At 70.0% G+C, this 17,773-nt stretch carries 14 protein-coding genes; 5 read left to right on the top strand and 9 right to left on the bottom strand.

Features of this window, described 5'->3' with window-relative positions; genetic code table 11:
• Positions 1-434: 434 nt before the first annotated feature.
• The 3 genes from ACT2CW_RS12735 (at position 435) to ACT2CW_RS12725 (ending at position 4,607) form a co-directional block, all read left to right on the top strand.
• Positions 435-1,772 carry a PhoH family protein gene (locus tag ACT2CW_RS12735; protein WP_086881655.1) on the top strand — a complete coding sequence of 446 codons (1,338 nt, stop codon included), beginning with the start codon at positions 435-437 and terminating at the stop codon, positions 1,770-1,772.
• A 410-nt stretch (positions 1,773-2,182) separates the two neighbouring features.
• Entirely contained in the window at positions 2,183-2,923 is a 741-nt protein-coding gene (locus ACT2CW_RS12730; protein ID WP_445516593.1) for a transglycosylase SLT domain-containing protein, read from the top strand.
• Positions 2,924-3,065: 142 nt separating this feature from the next.
• Complete coding sequence (locus ACT2CW_RS12725) at positions 3,066-4,607, top strand: AI-2E family transporter (RefSeq protein ID WP_445516592.1); 1,542 nt, start codon at positions 3,066-3,068, stop codon at positions 4,605-4,607.
• A gap of 89 nt (positions 4,608-4,696) precedes the next feature.
• Here ACT2CW_RS12725 and ACT2CW_RS12720 read toward each other — a convergent pair whose 3' ends face one another.
• Positions 4,697-5,236: an alkyl hydroperoxide reductase gene (locus ACT2CW_RS12720; RefSeq protein ID WP_445516591.1), complete on the bottom strand. Its 540-nt coding sequence runs from the start codon at positions 5,234-5,236 to the stop codon at positions 4,697-4,699.
• An 11-nt stretch (positions 5,237-5,247) separates the two neighbouring features.
• The gene (locus tag ACT2CW_RS12715; protein WP_438494092.1) at positions 5,248-5,802 is read right to left on the bottom strand and encodes a peroxiredoxin; all 555 of its coding nucleotides are present in this window, start codon (positions 5,800-5,802) and stop codon (positions 5,248-5,250) included.
• A 138-nt stretch (positions 5,803-5,940) separates the two neighbouring features.
• Here ACT2CW_RS12715 and ACT2CW_RS12710 point away from each other — a divergent pair, with 138 nt between their 5' ends.
• Positions 5,941-6,897 carry a hydrogen peroxide-inducible genes activator gene (locus ACT2CW_RS12710; RefSeq protein WP_182473407.1) on the top strand — a complete coding sequence of 319 codons (957 nt, stop codon included), beginning with the start codon at positions 5,941-5,943 and terminating at the stop codon, positions 6,895-6,897.
• A gap of 81 nt (positions 6,898-6,978) precedes the next feature.
• Here ACT2CW_RS12710 and ACT2CW_RS12705 read toward each other — a convergent pair whose 3' ends face one another.
• The 5 genes from ACT2CW_RS12705 to ACT2CW_RS12685 form a co-directional block, all read right to left on the bottom strand.
• Entirely contained in the window at positions 6,979-9,411 is a 2,433-nt protein-coding gene (locus ACT2CW_RS12705; protein WP_445516590.1) for an FtsX-like permease family protein, read from the bottom strand.
• Positions 9,408-10,094, bottom strand: a complete 687-nt coding sequence (locus ACT2CW_RS12700) for an ABC transporter ATP-binding protein (RefSeq protein WP_445516589.1) — start codon at positions 10,092-10,094, stop codon at positions 9,408-9,410. Before ACT2CW_RS12700 ends, ACT2CW_RS12705 begins: the two co-directional genes overlap by 4 nt.
• Positions 10,091-10,615 (bottom strand): PadR family transcriptional regulator, encoded by a 525-nt coding sequence (locus ACT2CW_RS12695; RefSeq protein WP_138914023.1) that lies wholly within the window; start codon positions 10,613-10,615, stop codon positions 10,091-10,093. Before ACT2CW_RS12695 ends, ACT2CW_RS12700 begins: the two co-directional genes overlap by 4 nt.
• Before the next feature lie 87 nt (positions 10,616-10,702).
• Positions 10,703-11,011 (bottom strand): hypothetical protein, encoded by a 309-nt coding sequence (locus ACT2CW_RS12690; RefSeq protein ID WP_445516588.1) that lies wholly within the window; start codon positions 11,009-11,011, stop codon positions 10,703-10,705.
• Positions 11,008-11,964 (bottom strand): SPFH domain-containing protein, encoded by a 957-nt coding sequence (locus ACT2CW_RS12685; RefSeq protein ID WP_445516587.1) that lies wholly within the window; start codon positions 11,962-11,964, stop codon positions 11,008-11,010. The genes ACT2CW_RS12690 and ACT2CW_RS12685 overlap by 4 nt, the downstream gene beginning before the upstream one ends.
• Positions 11,965-12,180: 216 nt before the next feature.
• Between ACT2CW_RS12685 and ACT2CW_RS12680 the strand changes: the two genes are divergently transcribed.
• Positions 12,181-14,421, top strand: a complete 2,241-nt coding sequence (locus ACT2CW_RS12680) for a transglycosylase domain-containing protein (protein ID WP_445516586.1) — start codon at positions 12,181-12,183, stop codon at positions 14,419-14,421.
• A 68-nt stretch (positions 14,422-14,489) separates the two neighbouring features.
• Here the strand turns inward: ACT2CW_RS12680 and ACT2CW_RS12675 are convergent, their stop codons facing one another.
• Both ACT2CW_RS12675 and ACT2CW_RS12670 read right to left on the bottom strand, forming a co-directional pair.
• On the bottom strand, positions 14,490-15,923 hold the full coding sequence (locus tag ACT2CW_RS12675) for an Nramp family divalent metal transporter (RefSeq protein WP_445516585.1): 1,434 nt from the start codon (positions 15,921-15,923) through the stop codon (positions 14,490-14,492).
• A 53-nt stretch (positions 15,924-15,976) separates the two neighbouring features.
• Positions 15,977-17,773: a bifunctional sugar phosphate isomerase/epimerase/4-hydroxyphenylpyruvate dioxygenase family protein gene (locus tag ACT2CW_RS12670; RefSeq protein ID WP_445516584.1), complete on the bottom strand. Its 1,797-nt coding sequence runs from the start codon at positions 17,771-17,773 to the stop codon at positions 15,977-15,979.

The raw sequence follows: 17,773 nt of genomic DNA, 5'->3' as shown, positions 1-17,773 counted from the left end.
GCGACTACGCCTCCCGTCATAGAAGGGAAGGAAACTGGTTCCCGTTAGTAGTACCGCAGTTCACCGGCTCGGGGCCGGACGCCGGCCGGCGTCCGGCCCCGAGCCGTGTGACACGCTGGTTTCACAACGTTCATATCCGCGCCGTCATATGCCGTTGCATGCCCCCGCACGTTCGAGGGAATATCCCTTCCAGGTCGACGCCCTGTCCCACCTGTCCAGTTGGGCGTCGAACTGCCAGCGGACGGCATCGGGTCGTTCGCCCGGGAGGCCCTTTGCACACGGACGACTGTGCGGATCGTGCGTATGACGCGGAGGGCCGGCGCTCGGCCCTCCCAGTAGGGCCTGAGCCCGGTCCGTTCCCCGTCTGCGGCGGGGATACCTCACTCCCGCGACGCCGTCGCACCCCAACCTCTCCCGAGGGGGTTCGTCCACCCGTGGTGACCAGCAAGAAACGCCGCGAGCACGACCGGCGCACCTATGTCCTCGACACCAGCGTCCTGCTGGCCGACCCCAATGCCATGGCCCGCTTCGACGAGCACGAAGTCGTGCTGCCGGTCGTGGTGGTCACGGAACTGGAGGCCAAGCGGCACCACCCGGAGCTCGGGTACTTCGCACGGCAGGCGCTCCGCCTGCTGGACGAGTACCGCGTCCGTTACGGCCGTCTGGACGCCCCGATCCCGATCGGGGAACTGGGCGGCACACTGCGTGTCGAGCTCAACCACTCCGACCCGGGCATCCTCCCCGCCGCCTTCCTGAACCACGGCGGCAAGGTGGGGGACAACGACTCGCGGATCCTCGCGGTCGCCAGAAACTTGCAGGCCGAGGGGTATGACGTCACCGTCGTGTCCAAGGACCTGCCGCTGCGCATCAAGGCGTCCTCGGTGGGGCTGCTCGCCGAGGAGTACCGCGCGGAGCTGGCGATCACCGACTCGGGCTGGACCGGGATGGCGGAGCTCGCCGTCTCGGCCGAACAGGTGGACGACCTGTTCGCCGCCGAGACGGCGTATGTCCCCGAGGCGGCCGGACTGCCCGTGCACACGGGCCTGGTGCTCCAGTCCGAGCGCGGAAACGCGCTGGGCCGGGTCACCCCGGACGGGCAGGTGCGGCTGGTGCGCGGCGACCGCGAGGCGTTCGGCATCCACGGGCGCAGCGCGGAGCAGCGCATCGCCCTGGACCTGCTGCTCGACCCGGAGGTCGGCATCATCTCGATGGGCGGCCGGGCCGGCACCGGCAAGTCGGCGCTGGCGCTGTGCGCCGGTCTCGAGGCCGTGCTGGAGCGGCGTCAGCACCGCAAGGTGATGATCTTCCGCCCGCTGTACGCGGTGGGTGGCCAGGAGTTGGGCTATCTGCCCGGCACCGAGGCCGAGAAGATGAGCCCTTGGGCACAGGCGGTCTTCGACACCCTGTCCGCGGTGACCAGCGCCGAGGTGATCGAGGAGGTCGTGGGGCGCGGGATGCTGGAGGTGCTGCCACTGACGCACATCCGCGGCCGTTCGCTCCATGACGCCTTCGTCATCGTCGACGAGGCCCAGTCGCTGGAGCGGAATGTGCTGCTGACCGTTCTGTCCCGGATCGGCGCCAACTCCCGGGTGGTGCTCACCCACGATGTGGCGCAGCGGGACAACCTCCGCGTCGGGCGGTACGACGGTGTGGTGGCGGTCGTCGAGAAGCTGAAGGGGCATCCGCTGTTCGCGCATGTCACCCTGACCCGCTCCGAGCGTTCGCCGATCGCGGCGCTGGTGACCGAAATGCTGGAGGACGGCCACATCTGAGCCGGTTGAGTCGTTTGCGGCCACAGGGCGCCGCGCGGAGAAGCCAATGAGCTTAGCCGCGCGGCGTCTTGGTGCGCGGGGATTTCCAGAAATCCTAGGGCGTAAACAGGATGTGAGCTTTCACACCTGGCGGGGAATTGCCTGCGGGGCTCCGCGTCCGGCAGTGTGTGGGTTCTGTCAGGCCCCGCATACGGCACACCAGTACCCCCAGCGGTACCGAGCATCAGCAGTAACAGAATTGAACAGCGTTCGCCGTATGCCGCCCGAGCACCTCGAGGATCTCCCGCGGGAGATCCCCACCGGGCCCGTGCCTCCCGTGACCAGCCGACCCCATCGCACCACCGGGGACGGAACAAGGGGAGGACAGCGCCAGGGGCACGATTGCGCCCGCGAGGTCACCTAAGCGGGCGATGCTGGAAGGAAACCGAGTGAGCCGGATTTCGGTCCGGGGATTCGCAGTGGCTTCGGCCACCGCGGTCACCACTGTGGGCGCCGTCGTCGGCGTCGCCGCGGGCGGACAGCAGCAGCAGGGCTCGTCCGACCCGATCGAGGCGACCGCCGCCGATTCGACGCTCCTTGCGGACATACCTGCCGGGCAGCAGGCTGTCGCGCAGACCGCATCCCTGACGCAGCAGGCGGACGTGCAGTCCACCGCGGCCGACGCGGAGGCGCGCAAGTCCGCAGAGGAAGCAGCCCGCAAGCAGGCGGCCAAGGACGCGAAGGCCAAGAAGGCCGCCGCGGACAAGGCAGCCGCCGAGAAGCTGGCCAAGGAGCGCGAGGCCAAGGAGAAGGAGAAGGAGGAGGTCGCGAGCCGTTCGGCGTCGCGTGACGCCTCCAGCTTCCCCCAGCAGGCTTCGTACACCGTGGCCGAGGTCCAGGCGATGGCGCGGCAGATCGTGCCGAGCGGCCAGTTCCAGTGCTTCAGCAACATCGTGGACCACGAGTCCACCTGGAACTACAAGGCCACCAACCCCTCGTCGGGTGCCTACGGTCTGGTGCAGGCGCTGCCGGCCAGCAAGATGGCCTCGGCGGGCGCCGACTGGCAGACCAACCCGGCCACCCAGATCAAGTGGGGCCTGAACTACATGAACGAGCGCTACGGCAGCCCGTGTGACGCTTGGTCGTTCTGGCAGGCCAACGGCCACTACTGAGCCTTCCGCCGGGCCCCGCCCGGTAGCGGCCCAGCATCGAACGCTTCACGAAACCCCCGGCTCAGGTCGGGGGTTTCGCGCATCCTCAGCAGGTACCGTCTCCTTGACGGCCTAGGGGGAAACTGGGGGTAGGAAACGAGAAATGTCCAAATTGCCGCAGTGGGTCGGCAGGCTGGGATCCGGACTTACCCGGCTCGCCCACCGGCTCGAATCCCAACAGGCCGAGATGAGGGGGCGCGAGGGCGACGGCGACACCGGCCCGCGGACGCCGCCGGGGCCCGGACCGGGGCCCGAACGGGGAGCTGAACCGAGGCCCGGACCGGGGCCCGGACCATCCGAGGGGCGCCCGCGGGGCGGCGCCGAGAGCGCTGAGGGCGCCGAAGGCGCCGAGAGCCGGAAGAGCCGGGAAGGCCCCGAGAGCCCGGCGAGCCCCGAGACCCCCGAGGGCGCCGCCGGGGAGGGCGAGACCGCCCGGCCGGAGCAGCCGGCCAGCGTGCCCGCCCCGCCCGCCTACGCCCCAGCCGTCTCCGCCCGACCCGATCCGGTGGCCGCCGTGCCCTGGGGTGTCCGCGTGGCCGCCGAGGCGGCCTGGCGGCTGCTGGTGCTCGGCGGCACGGTGTGGGTGCTCATGCGCGTCATCAGCTCCGTCCAGCTGGTGGTGCTGTCCTTCACCGTCGCGATCCTCATCACCGCGCTGCTTGAGCCCACCGTCACCCGGCTGCGCCGGCGCGGTGTGCCGCGCGGGCTGGCCACCGCGCTCACCTTCATCGCCGGTTTCGTTGTCATGGGCCTGGTCGTGTGGTTCGTGGTCTGGCAGGTCATGGAGAACGTCGACGAGGTCTCGGGCGAGGTCCAGGCCGGTATCGACGATCTGCGGCGCTGGCTGCTGCACAGCCCGTTCCATGTGACCGAGAAGCAGATCAACCATGTGGCCAAGAGCCTGCGCGAGGCGGTCGGCGCCAACACCGAGCAGATCACCTCGGCGGGGCTGGAGGGCGTCACGGTCGTCGTCGAGGTGCTGACGGGCATCCTGCTGACGATGTTCTGCACGCTCTTCCTGCTGTACGACGGCCCGAAGATCTGGAACTGGACGCTCAAGATGGTCCCCGCCCAGGCCCGTGAGGGCGTGGCGGGCGCGGGCCCGCGCGCCTGGTCGACGCTGACCGCGTATGTGCGCGGCACGGTGATCGTGGCGCTGATCGACGCGATCTTCATCGGCGTGGGGCTGTTCTTCCTCGATGTGCCGATGGCCGTGCCACTGGCCGTCTTCATCTTCCTCTTCGCCTTCATCCCGCTGGTCGGCGCGGTGGTCTCCGGCGCGCTCGCGGTGGTCGTGGCGCTGGTCACCCAGGGCGTGTTCACGGGGGCGATGGTGCTGATCGTGGTGCTGGCCGTCCAGCAGATCGAGGGCCATGTGCTCCAGCCGTTCATCCTCGGCCGGGCGGTGCGGGTCCATCCGCTGGCCGTGGTGCTCTCGGTCGCGGCCGGTTCGCTGATCGGCGGCATCGGCGGCGCGGTGGTGGCCGTTCCGCTGGTGGCGGTCGCCAATACGGTGGTCGTCTACTTGCGCGGCTACAGCCAGGAGAACGCCCTGCGCGCCGTCCCGGGCCCGCACGGCGCCACCGCCTCCGGTACGGCGCCCACCGCACCGCCGGGCCTGCCGCCCGGGGAGGGCGGGGCCTGATGATCCGGCCCGGTGCCACGGGCCGATGGACGAAGGGCGGCCCCACCGATCGGTGGGGCCGCCCTTCGGGTGTCTACGGGACTCTTCGGTCAGCCGTTCGCGGCAAGGACGCCCTCGGCGTCCAGGGTGGCGCCGACCGCCTGAAGCACCGAGGCGATCTTGAAGGCTTCCTGGATCGTCTCGCGGTCCACGCCCGCCTTGCGGAGCACCTGCTCATGCGAGTCGAGGCACATTCCGCAGCCGTTGATCGCGGACACGGCCAGCGACCACAGCTCGAAGTCGACCTTCTCCACGCCCGGGTTGCCGATGACGTTCATCCGCAGCCCCGCGCGCAGATTGCCGTACTCCGGGTCGGACAGCAGATGCCGGGTCCGGTAGTAGACGTTGTTCATCGCCATGATGGCGGCCGCCGACTTGGCGGCGGTGTACGCCTCCGGCGAGAGGTTGGCCTTGGCCTCCGGCTCCAGCTCGGTCAGCACGCGCGCCGAACGCGAGGCGATCGCGCAGGCCAGCACGGTGCCCCACAGCTGCTGCTGGGGAAGGTCCGAGTTGCCGATCACCGAACCGAGGTTCAGCTTGAGGTCCTTGGCGTAGTCCGGCAGCGCGGACTTCAGCTCATCGAGTGCCATGGCGGATCAGCTCACTCTCCGGAGAGGAGGGCCACCGGGTCCAGGGTGTCCTCGCCCTTGCTCCAGTTGCAGGGGCACAGCTCATCGGTCTGGAGGGCGTCCAGCACCCGCAGGACCTCCTTGGGGTTACGGCCCACCGAACCGGCCGTCACCATGGTGAACTGGATCTCGTTGTTCTGGTCCACGATGAACACGGCGCGCTGCGCGAAGCCGTCCTCGCCCTCGATGCCGAGGTCGCGCATCAGCTCGTGCTTGGAGTCGGCCATCATCGGGAACGGCAGGTCGCGCAGGTCCGGGTGGTCCTTGCGCCAGGCGTGGTGGACGAACTCGGAGTCGCCGGAGAAGCCCAGGACCTGGGCGTCACGGTCGGCGAACTCGTCATTCAGCTTGCCGAAGGCCGCGATCTCGGTCGGGCACACGAAAGTGAAGTCTTTCGGCCACGCGAAAACGACCTTCCACTTGCCCTCGTAGGTCTTGTGGTTGATCTGCTCGAACTCCTTGCCGCTCTCCAGCGACACGCAGGCGGTCAGGTCGTACTCGGGGAACTTGTCACCGACGGTGAGCACGCGTACTCCTTGCAGCTTTCGCGTAGGAAAGACCCGGTCGTCCGGGTTTCCTGGGGTTGGACGGTCCCTACCTTGGCACAGAGTGCATTGATCAGTGAAATAGCTACACTCGGTGGGGTTGATTGGAGGTGGCTATCAGTGGCCGCATCACCCACACCGCCCGGCAAACCGCGCCAGCCGAGCATTTCCCAGCTCAGGGCCTTCGTCGCGGTTGCGGAGCAGCTGCACTTCCGCGATGCCGCCGCCGCCATCGGGATGAGCCAGCCCGCGCTCTCGGGCGCCGTCGCCGCGCTCGAGGAGGCACTCGGTGTCCAGTTGCTCGAGCGTACGACGCGCAAGGTGCTGCTCAGTCCGGCGGGGGAGCGGCTGGCGGTCCGTGCACGCACCGTGCTCGAAGCGGTCGGGGAGCTGCTGGAGGAGGCCGAGGCGGCGCGGGCGCCGTTCACCGGTGTGCTGCGGCTCGGAGTGATCCCGACCGTGGCGCCGTATCTGCTGCCGACCGTGTTGCGGCTGGTGCATCAGCGCTACCCCCGGCTCGATCTCCAGGTGTACGAGGAGCAGACCGCCTCGCTGCTGGACGGGCTGACCCACGGCCGCCTGGATCTGCTGCTGCTCGCGGTGCCGCTCGGCGCGCCCGGAGTGGTCGAAATGCCGCTGTTCGACGAGGACTTCGTGCTGGTCACGCCGCGGGACCACTGGCTGGGCGGACGCGATGACATCCCCCGCGAGGCGCTCAAGGAGCTGGATCTGCTGCTGCTCGACGAGGGCCACTGCCTGCGCGACCAGGCGCTGGACATCTGCCGTGAGGCGGGCCGCACCGAGGGCACCCCGGTGACCACCAGCGCCGCCGGGCTCTCCACCCTGGTGCAGCTGGTCGCGGGCGGGCTCGGGGTGACGCTGCTGCCGCGTACCGCGCTCCGGGTGGAGACCGCGCGCAACGACCATCTGGCCACCGGCGACTTCGCCGATCCGGCGCCCGCCCGCCGGATCGCGCTGGCCATGCGGGCGGGCGCGGCGCGCACCGAGGAGTTCGAGGCGTTCGCGGAGGCGCTACGGGAGGCGCTGCGGCCGCTGCCGGTACGGGTCGCCCGCTGAACATGCCTGCCGATCCGCCTGAACATGCCACCGGGGGCCGTTCCCGCAGGTGGGAACGGCCCCCGAAGACGGCTGGAGTTCCTACTCCGTCCGCAGCCCCTCCGGCCGCATCATCCGCCACAGCGGCGGCAGGCTGACCAGGGTCACCAGCAGGATGACCCCGCCGCCGACGCCGGTCATGGTGGAGAGCCCGGTCCAGTCCACGGCCAGCGGCTGGCCGACCATCTTCAGCAGCATCACGCCCAGCGCCAGCCCACCCGCGATCGACAGGGCCAGACCCAGCACCACCGGGACGGCCGTCTGCCAGAGCACGGACCAGCTGAGCGTGGTGCGCCGGGTGCCGAAGGCGACCAGGACGGACAGCAGCCGCTTGCGTTCGCGGAGCTGCTCCAGGGTGGTCACGATCATGCTGGCCCCGATGAGCAGCAGGGTCGCGGTGGCGCCGATGAACAGGGCCTTGCGGATGACCTGGAACTCATCCGACTGCGAGGTGCTGGTGAGCCGCATGACATCCATCGCCGGGGAGAGCGCCGCGCTGGTGTTGCGCACATACTCGACCCCGTCCGGGACCTTCGGGTCCAGCCGGATCATGGCCGCCGCTCCGGGGTCCGGCAGGTCGGCGATGTCGAAGGCGCCGGGGGTGGCGAAGATGCCGGTGCGTTCGCCGCCGGTCGGGTCCTGCCGGGGCTTCGTCTTCGTGGCCGAGCGGGGGATCGTCCACAGCTTCTTCTTGCGCAGGTCAGGCGTACCGTCGTCGCGGTGGGCGAGGTTGACCTGGGCGCCCGGTTTGACGAAGCCCTCCCCCTCCCCGTAGTAGCTGGACGAATCGACGAGGAAGACATCGCCGTTCTTGCAGCTCGTGACGCGGACCACCTCGCGGAGCGTGGGGCAGTCGGCGACGGTGATGGCCTCTTCCGGGACCGAGGTCGGGTCGTCCTTGCTGCGGTGCACATCGGAGACGTAGTCCTCGGTGACACCGAGCAGATCGCGCACGCCCTTGGTCGCACGGTACCGCGCGAAGGCCTCGCGGGCCTGGTTGCCGTCGCTCACCGGGACGTTCGCTATCAGCTGGGCGCGGTTCGGGTCCTGGCCGGTGTCCTCGCGGTCCTGGGCCCCCACGCTGGCGAAGAGCATCTGGAGCGCGATGGCCCCGGCGACGGCGACCGTGATGCCGCTGACCGCGCGCGAGGCGGTGCCGCTGCTGAGCTGGAGCCGACGGGTGGCGAGCTGCCAGGGCACCGAGCCCCGGCCGCCGAACCGTTCCACCACGGCCTCGACGACCCAGGGCAGCAGCGCGGTGATGCCGATGAGCAGCAGGACGGCACCGGCCGCGGCCTGGTACGCCTTCATGTCGCCGCCACCGCCGCTGCCGGCCCCGAAGCCGCCCGCGAGCGGCAGCAGCAGGGCCAAGCCCAGCAGCGGCAGCAGCAGTCGCCACCACAGCCGCCGGCGCTTGGGCTTGGCGTTCCGGACCACGCCCAGCGGCTCGATGGCGATACCGCGCAGGGCGATCAGCGTGACCATGACGGCCGAGGCGGGCACGGCCGCCGCGATCACCAGGGCGAGCGGGGCGCTCGGCACGATGTCGGAGGTGAAGAAGCTGATGTCCCAGATCTCGATGCTGCCGATGATCTCCCGCGCCAGCAGGAACATTCCGGCGCCGACGGCGAGCCCGAAGAGGGAGCCGAAGAGCGACTCACCGGCGGCGATCCGCCGGGTCATATGGATGTCCGCGCCGACCAGCCGCAGCGCGGCCAGCCGCCGGTCGCGCCGCTCACCGCCGAAGCGGGCCGCGGTGGCGATGAAGATGAGCACCGGCAGCAGCAGCACCACACAGCCCACGATGATCAGCAGCAGCAGCGCGGGGTCCAGGGGCTCGCTCTTGCCCTTCTTCTCCTTGCCCCAGTGGTCGATGTGGTAGCTGGAGTTGACGTGGCCGAACGCCTTCTGGGAGATCCCCGCGTAGTAGGTGAGTTCGCTCGGGCCGGACAGGCCGCTGTCGCCGATCACCCCGATGGTGCGGTACGGGAAACGGTCCCGGAGCAGCTTGCCCTCGTCGGAGGCGAGCAGCTTCTTCAGCGCCGGGGACACCCACATCTCACCGGCGGCCGGGATCCGGTCGATGCCCGGCGGCACGGGCGGTGTGCCCTTGCCGTCGGGGGCCATGACCGTGCCCGTGATGTCCTGGTCGCGAAAGGTGGTGCCCGCGTCGGCGAGCCGGAGTGTGTCGGCGCCGGGCTTCACCTCGCCGCTGGGGGTGAACGAGGAGCGGGCGTCGCCCCGCTCGTTGCGCTGCTGGTACATGGTGGGGACGGAGGAGGCCAGCAGCAACAGCGCCACCCCCAGGCCGACGCCCACCGCCGTCATGATCGTCCTGGCCCAGCTCTCCCGGCCGCCGGTGACCGCGAAGCGGCCGCCCATGGCCAGATCGGCGGCCCAGCGGGCGACGGAGACACGGGAGCGTGGCTCCTCCGCCGGGGAGTCCTGGCCGCTTATCGCGTCCTGGCCGCTCATCGGGCCCCTGCCATGTCCCGCGCCTTGCCGTCACGGACGACGACCTCGCGGTCGGAGTAGGCGGCGACCCGGGCCTCATGGGTGACCAGCACCACGGCGGTACGGGACTCCCGGGCGGCCTCGGTCAACAGCTCCATCACCCGCTCCCCGTTGAGCGAGTCCAGCGCACCGGTCGGCTCGTCGGCGAACAGCACCCGCGGCCCGGTGACCAGCGACCGGGCGACGGCGACCCGCTGCCCCTGACCGCCGGAGACCTCGCCTGGCCGCTTGTGCGCCACATCGGCGACCTCGAGCCGCTCCATCCACGCCGCCGCCCGGGCCTCGGCCTCCTTGCGCTTGGTGCCGTTCAGCCGCAGCGGCAGTGCGACGTTCTCCACGCAGCTCAGCTCGGGGACGAGCTGGCCGAACTGGAAGACGAAGCCGAACTCGCCGCGCCGCAGACCGCTGCGCTCGGCGTCCGAAAGGGCGGTCAGCTCGCGCCCGTTGTAGTGGACGGAGCCGGAGTCCGGCTTCACGATCCCGGCCAGACAGTGGAGCAGCGTCGACTTGCCCGAGCCGGAGGGGCCCATGACGGCGACGACCTCGCCGGGGTGGATGGAGAAGTCCGCGCCGTCCAGGGCGGGGGTGTGACCGTACGTCTTGTGCAGGGACGTGGCGATCAGCAAGGAGCCTGCCGGGGTCATGAACGCACCGCCTTGGCGAGTTGGCCGAGGCGGGCGGCGGTGAGTTCCAGCCAGCGCAGATCGGCCTCGAGATGGAAGAGGGCGTGGTCGCAGATGAGTTGGTCGGTGAGGTCGCCGCCGCGCTTGCGCTGGGTCAGATCGCGCATCAGCCGCAGATGTTCGGCGCGCTGGACGTCGAGGAGATCGGCCGCGTCGCGCCCGGTGAGCAGCGCGATGATGACCTTGGTGTAGAGGACCGACTGGAGATAGGGCTCGGGCTTCTCGGGCTGGTTGAGCCAGTGCTCCACATCGGTGATGCCCGCGTCGGTGATGGCGTAGCGCTTGCGCTCCGGGCCACCGCCGTGCTCGATGCCGTCGACCTCCACCAGGCCGTTCTTCAGGAGCCTGGACATGGTCGAGTAGACCTGCCCGTAGTGCAGCGGGCGGTCGTGTCCGAATCTTTCGTCGAAGGCTCGCTTGAGGTCATAGCCGTGGCGCGGGCCGCCCTCGAGGAGTCCGAGCAGGGTGTGGCCAATTGACATGACCAGCACTCTACACCATGCGTATACCTGGAGTGTATAGCCGCATAAGAGCCTGCGTCACCGCAGGTCAGAGGGGAGCGGAAGGGGTCAGGGCCGGCGCGGCTCGCGGCCGGTGTCCTCCGGGCCCTCGGTGGGGTCCGTGCCCTCCGCGCCCTCGGCGGGCCGCCTCGGCGGGCGGCCCCGGCGGGGGATCGGGCGCGCCGCGCCGGGCAGCCGGCCCGCGTCCGCGAGCGCCTTGCGCAGCAGGAACTCGATCTGCGCGTTGGCGCTGCGCAGTTCGTCGTTGGCCCAGCGCGCGAGGGCGTCATGGACGGCCGGGTCGAGCCGCAGCAGCATCTGCTTGCGCTGCCGCGGCTGCCGCGGCTGCCGTGCGTTGCGCCCGCTGTCGTCCGTCACTGGTACAGCGTGCCCGTGTTCAGAACCGGCTGCGGGGAGCGGTCCCCGCAGAGCACCACCATCAGATTGCTGACCATCGCGGCCTTGCGCTCCTCGTCCAGCGCCACGATCTCCTCCTCGGCGATCCGGGCCAGCGCCGCCTCGACCATGCCGACCGCGCCGTCCACGATCTGCCGCCGCGCGGCCACCACCGCGCCCGCCTGCTGGCGCTGGAGCATCGCGGAGGCGATCTCGGGGGCGTAGGCGAGGTGGGTGAAGCGCGATTCGATGATGCGGACACCGGCCGCCTCGACCCGGGCGTGCAGTTCGATGGCCAGCTTCTCGGTGATCTCCTCGGCGTTGCCGCGCAGCGAGAGGGCGTCCTCATCGTGGGCGTCGTACGGGTACTCGATGGCGATGTGCCGGACGGCGGCCTCGGTCTGGGTGGCGACGAACTCGAGGAAGTCGTCCACCTCGAACATCGCCTGGGCGGTGTCCTCGACCTTCCAGACGACGACCGCGGCGAGCTCGATCGGGTTGCCGTAGGCGTCGTTGACCTTGAGCACCGCGGTTTCGTGGTTGCGCACCCGGGTGGAGATCTTCTCCCGGCTGGTGAGCGGGTTCACCCAACGCAGCCCGTCGGTGCGAATGGTGCCGCGGTAGCGGCCGAAGAGCTGGACCACCCGGGCCTCGCCCGGCGCGATGGTGTTGAGGCCGCACATGGTGAGGATCGCGGCGAGGATCACCACGATGCCGGAGACGATCAGCAGCGTGGACCAGGCGCCTTTGTGCTCGGCGGCGACGGCGGCGCCCGCGAGGATCAGCCCGACGCCACCCGCGAGCCCGGCCAGCCCCCCGAGCAGGGCCAGCCCGCCGCTGACGTTGTGCGCGGGCCGCTCCCGGACCCGGGGCTCCGGGAGGGACGGTATGTCGGCCTGGTCGGTTATGGGCTCGGTTGAGGTGGCGTCGGACATGGAGGGCTCCCCGCTTCGTTCGGTGGTGCGTCTAGCAAAGTGATAGCACATTACGAGCCGGTGGCAACCCTTGGCGCCCGTAAGCCGTCAGTTCCCTTGGAGCGGGTGCTTTTTGTCACCTTCGGAAAAAGCTTGATCGATGGGCATTTGAGGGTTGTTGCGGTGTTAGTTTCATGAGCTGGCCTGGGGGGCTTACGGACTGGAGCGGCGGGAGCGATGGGTAGAGCGGAAGAGCGACGCGCGCGGCAGAAGAGCGCTCGCAGAGCCAAGCGGGCGGCGAAGTCGGGGGGGATACGCCGCTTCTTCACCTGGAAGTGGCTGCTGGGGTACGTCCTGGGACTTGGCGTGCTGCTCGTCGGGGCGTTCTTCGTCCTCTATCTGTTGGTCGAGGTTCCGCCCGCCAACGCCGCGGCCAAGGCCGAGGCCAACATCTACAAGTACAGCGACGGCACGATCATGGCGAAGACGGGTGACGTCAACCGTGAGTCCGTACCGCTGTCCAAGATCCCCAAAGAGGTGCAGCACACCTTTGTCGCCGCTGAGAACAAGGACTTCTACGGCGACTCCGGCGTCTCGTTCACCGGCACCGCCCGCGGTCTCATCAACACCGCGCTGGGCCGGGGCAAGCAGGGTGGTTCGACCATCACCCAGCAGTACGTCAAGAACTACTACCTGAGCCAGGAACAGACCGTCAGCCGCAAGCTGAAGGAACTGGTGATCTCGCTCAAGGTCGACCAGCAGAAGTCCAAGGACTACATCCTCGCGGGCTACATCAACACCAGCTACTACGGCCGCGGCGCCTACGGCATCCAGGCCGCGGCCCGCGCGTACTACGACAAGGACGTCGAGGACCTCAGCGTCGGGCAGGGCGCGTATCTCGCGTCGGTGCTCCAGGCGCCCAGCCAGTACGACTGGTCGGCGGCGGGCCCCAACGGCAAGCGGCTGGTGAAGGCCCGCTGGAACTACGTCCTCAACAACATGGTCGAGAAGGACTGGCTGCCCAAGAGCGAGCGCGAGGGCATGAAGTTCCCCGTGCCCATCGAGCCCCGCCCCATCCCGGGTCTCGACGGCCAGGCGGGCTATTTCATCGACGCCGCGAAGAAGGAACTCTTCAAGGCCGGGGTGAACGAGAACGAGTTCGAGGCCGGCGGCTGGACGGTCACCCTCAACATCGACAAGAAGAAGCAGAAGGCGCTGGAGAAGGCGGTCCGCACGGAGCTGACCGACAAGCTGGACCCGAAGAAGCGCAAGGTCGACAAGGACGCGCAGGTCGGTGCGGTCTCGGTGGACCCCAAGTCCGGTGGCATCGTGGCGATGTACGGCGGCGCGGGCTACACGGAGCACTGGACCAACAACGCCACCCGCTCGGACTACCAGCCCGCCTCCACCTTCAAGCCGCTGATCCTTGCCTCGGCGTTGGAGAACGGCTCGACCACCCAGGACGGCACGCCGATCACATCCAGCACCGTCTACGACGGCACGAGCAGACGGCCCGTCAAGGGCAGCGACACCGCCTTCGCCCCGCCGAACGAGGACAACAAGTCCTACGGGCCCATCTCCGTCCAGAAGGCGATGAACAACTCCGTCAACTCCGTCTTCGCCCAGATGGCGGTGGACGTGGGGCTGAGCAAGGTCAAGAACACCGCCACGGACCTCGGCATGGACGGCCGGGTGGACAACGGCTTCGACGTACGCCCCGCGATGTCGCTGGGCGTGATGGGCGCCAGCCCCAAGGAGATGGCCGGGGTCTACGCGACCCTCGACAACCACGGCAAGAAGGTCACTCCGGCGATCGTGAAGTCCGCCGAGAAGGGCGATGAGCGGCCCCAGTTGCCCGATCCGACCAACGGTCAGGCGATCAGCCGCGGCGCCGCCGACTCCGTCACCTCCGTACTCACCGGGGTGGTCGACGACGGCACCGGCCAGGCCGTGCGCCAGCAGGGCCAGGCCGTCGCGGGCAAGACCGGCACCTCGGATGACAACAAGTCGGCCTGGTTCTCCGGCTACACCCCCGATCTGGTCACCTCGGTCGGCATGTTCGGCGAGCAGAAGGGCGTCGGCAAGCAGGTCTCGCTCAAGGGCACCGCGGGCGGCGGCCGCGTCAACGGCGGTGACTTCCCGGCCAGGATCTGGGCCGCGTACACCGAGTCCGCGCTGAGCGGCGAGAAGGCGTCGAAGTTCGACCTGGACACCGACATGGGCGCGGCGGTCAAGCCGCCCCCGTCGCCGAGCACGAGCGAAACCTCGGAGTCGCCGTCCTCCAGCCCGTCGGCGAGCGAGTCCGCCAGCGAGTCGCCCTCGTCGTCCCCGTCGGCCAGTGAGTCGGCGAGCGAGTCGCCGTCCGCCTCGTCGTCGGCGTCGCCGTCGGACGACGGCGACTCCCCGAGCCCGCCCGACCCGTCCAGTTCGGCCTCGGCCGACGGTGACGGCGGCCTCCTCCGCAGAGACCAGGAGTGACGGCCGGTGCGGGCGTGCCGAGGTGGCGCGCCCGCACCGGATCACGGAGCCCTACGGCCGTACGGCCGTCAGAAGTTCTCCTCGAGCTGGCTCTTCAGCATCGCGAGGGCGAAGAAGCCGTAGAAGCCGATGGCCAGCAGCATCATGCCCAGCCGCGGCCCGCGCAGCCGTACGGCGGCCGGCAGATCGCGGCGGTTGAGCCGGATCAGCAGCGCCGTGTAGACGAGGGTGACGAGGGAGGCGGTGCAGGTGGAGATGGTCAGCAGCACGATCGGCTGGTTCACCCCGGACAGCAGGATCACCGAGCCGATGGCGACCTCGGCCCACACCACCGCGAAGTACAGCCGTCCCTCGGTCCAGAAGGCCGAGTCGCGCAGGTAGGTGCGCTTGGCGAAGTCGCTGACCACCCGTCCGATGATGTCGAGCAGACCGATCGAGGCGGCCCAGAGCGAGACCGTGGCCACCGCGAAGAACAGGATCTTCAGCCAGTCGCCCACCTGCTGCCCCAGCAGATCGCCCTGGAGCCGCAGGAACTCCGGGCTGTTCTCCACATCGTCGCGTCCGAAGAGGGTTTCGTACGCGAGCATGCTCATCAGCCCGATCGTCACCAGGCAGATCACGAAGAACGACACGATGTGCTCGGTGTTGGCCCGCCGCCACCACACCCGCCAGCGGGCCAGATTCGCCTCGTCCTGCGGAAAGGCGTAGCGGTCGGCGCCCGACGCCTCCGACTGGCCGGTGATGGGGGAGACCAGCTTGGGGACATGGGCGCCCATGCCGTAGCCCTTGTCCCGGATCCAGTTGCTGAGCACCAGGTTGTGCACCCCGCCCGCCCCGGCGGCGCCCAGCCCGCTGAGGATCATGGTGAAGGTGATGCCGTCCGGGATCCGGCCGGCGCCGGTGACGGTCTTCTCGCCCGCCGTGGTCCAGGTGTGCCACCCGATGACGGCCACGGCGACGACGGCGAGGAAGAACAGCGTCAGGATGACCTTGACCAGTTCGACCTTCTCGATCGTGCGGTAGACCACCGGTGAGACGGTCAGCACCACCCCGAAGCCCACCAGCGAGCCCACGGTGATCCAGACGACATCGCCGCCGCCGGTCAGATAGGTGAGCACGGTCGATCCGGAGGTGGCCCAGCCCGGCCAGACGTACTGGAACGCCCCGGCCAGGCAGATCAGGATGCCCCACGCCGTGGACCAGCGGGAGAATCCGGCGACCACGGTCTGCCCGGTGGCCAGGGTGTAGCGCTCGATCTCCAGGTTGATCACGGTCTGGATGGCCAGGGTCACCACCGCGAGCCACAGCAGTCCGAGTCCGCCGACCGAGGTCAGATACGGCCAGAGGATGATCTCGCCCGCCGCCATGCCGATCCCGACGGCGACCACCCCCGGGCCGACCATCGTGCGCAGCGGTGGTGGATCGGGCAGATCGAGACAGTCGGGCGGGGCGGCGGTGGGGGACGGGCGCTGGGCGGACGGTGTCGACGACGCTGACGACATGGCGGCTCCTCGGGGGACGGCGAGGCCGTATCGGGACAGGGGGATCGGGGGGTTCAGCGGGTGCGGGTGTGCTGGGCGGCCAGGCGTACGGGTGCGTTGGCCGCGCCGTAGCCCTGGTAGCCGTCGATCCGCTGGACGATCTCGAAGAAGACCCGGCCGACGGTGGCCGTGTACAGGTGCAGGAAGGCGCCGCTGTCGTCCCGGTCGTAGAGCAGGCCGAGCTCCCGCAGGGTGCGATGGAGCGCGGGGTCGAGTTCATGGCGCGCTTCGAGGTCGTCGTAGTAGTTGTCGGGGATGGGCAGCAGGGGCGCGCCGCGTTCCCGCAGCCGGCGAGCGGTGGCGACGATGTCCCGGCTGTGCAGCGCGATGTGCTGCCACAGCGAGCCGGACGGACCCGAACCCGGGCGGATCTGGGCCACGTTGAGCGCGAGCCGCACCGAGCCGCTGGCGCTGGAGACGGCCCGGCTGCGCAGCAGCCCGTACGGATCGGCCAGTTCCAGGGACTCGTGCGGCCGCAGCCCCAGGACGGCGCGGTAGAACAGCGAGGCCTCGTCGAAGTGGTGCCGGGGCTGGGTGAGCGCCACATGGTCGATATGGGTGATCCCGGCGGGGGAGGCGGAGGCGGCGCGCGGGGTGAAGTCGCCGGTCCAGCTGGGGTGGTCGGGGTGTTCGGTGCGGCAGAAGAAGAGCTCGGTGGAGTCGGGCGCGGCCACCGCGTCCAGCGGGGCGTCCGCCACGGCCCGGTGGCGCGGCAGTACGGGGGCGAGCAGGGCCCGGGCCCGGCCCGCGGAGGCGGCCGGGTCGGGGGTCTCCAGGCCGATGGCGGCGAGCGCCGGTTCGGGGTGCCCGGTGGTGGCGTCGAGCCCGGAGTTGAGGACGATCCGGGCGTCGCCCTGCTCCCACAGCTCCACGGGCTTGGAGTGGTGGCGGCCGGTGCGGGCGAAGCCCAGCCCGGTCAGCAGCGCGGGCAGCTCCGGGCTGGTGGAGGCCAGTTCGGCGAAGGCGAAGCCGGTGGGGACGACGGGGGCGGGCAACTCGGTGCGGCCCGCGGCCTCCTCGAGGGCGATCAGCGAGCGCAGCGCGTCCACGGCGGTGCGGGCGGTGTCGCCCTGCCGGAAGACGTCGTTGAAGACCTCCAGGGACAGCGGCCCGTCGTAGCCGGCCCGCAGGACGTGCTCCAGCAGCCCGGCCACGTCGAGACCGCCCTGGCCGGGGAAGCAGCGGTAGTGGCGGCTCCACTGGAGGACGTCCATGGCCATCATCGGGGCGTCGGCGAGCTGGAGGAAGAAGATCTTCTCGCCGGGGATCTCCTCGATGCCCTTGGGGTCCGAGCCGCGCGAGAGGATGTGGAAGCTGTCCAGGCAGATGCCGAGCGCGGGGTGGTCGGCCTGCCGGACGATCCGCCAGGCGTGGTCGTAGGTGTTCACATGCCGCCCCCAGGCCAGCGCCTCGTAGGCGACGCGGATGCCGTGGGCGGCGGCCCGTTCGGCCAGCAGCCGCAACTGCTCGGCGGCGAGGGCGTCGTCGTCGAGGGCGGCCGGGGAGACGCTGGAGCACACCAGCATCAGATCCGCCCCGAGCCGCTCCATGACCGCGAACTTCTTCTCGGCCCGGCGCAGCGTGCGGGCCAGGAGGTCCTCGGGGACGGCCTCGGCGTCGCGGAAGGGCTGGAAGAGATCGATGGTGAGGCCGAGTTCGGCGGCCCGGTCCCGGACCTGCTCCGGCGACAGCGGGCTGGCCAGCAGGTCGTTCTCGAAGATCTCGACCCCGTCGAAACCGGCGGCGGCGATGGCGGTGAGCTTCTCCTCGAGGGTGCCGCTGAGGCACACGGTGGCGATGGACTTGCGCAT

This window comes from Streptomyces sp. NEAU-174 (assembly GCF_052665095.1).
This window is presented reverse-complemented; position numbering and strand designations above follow the sequence as displayed.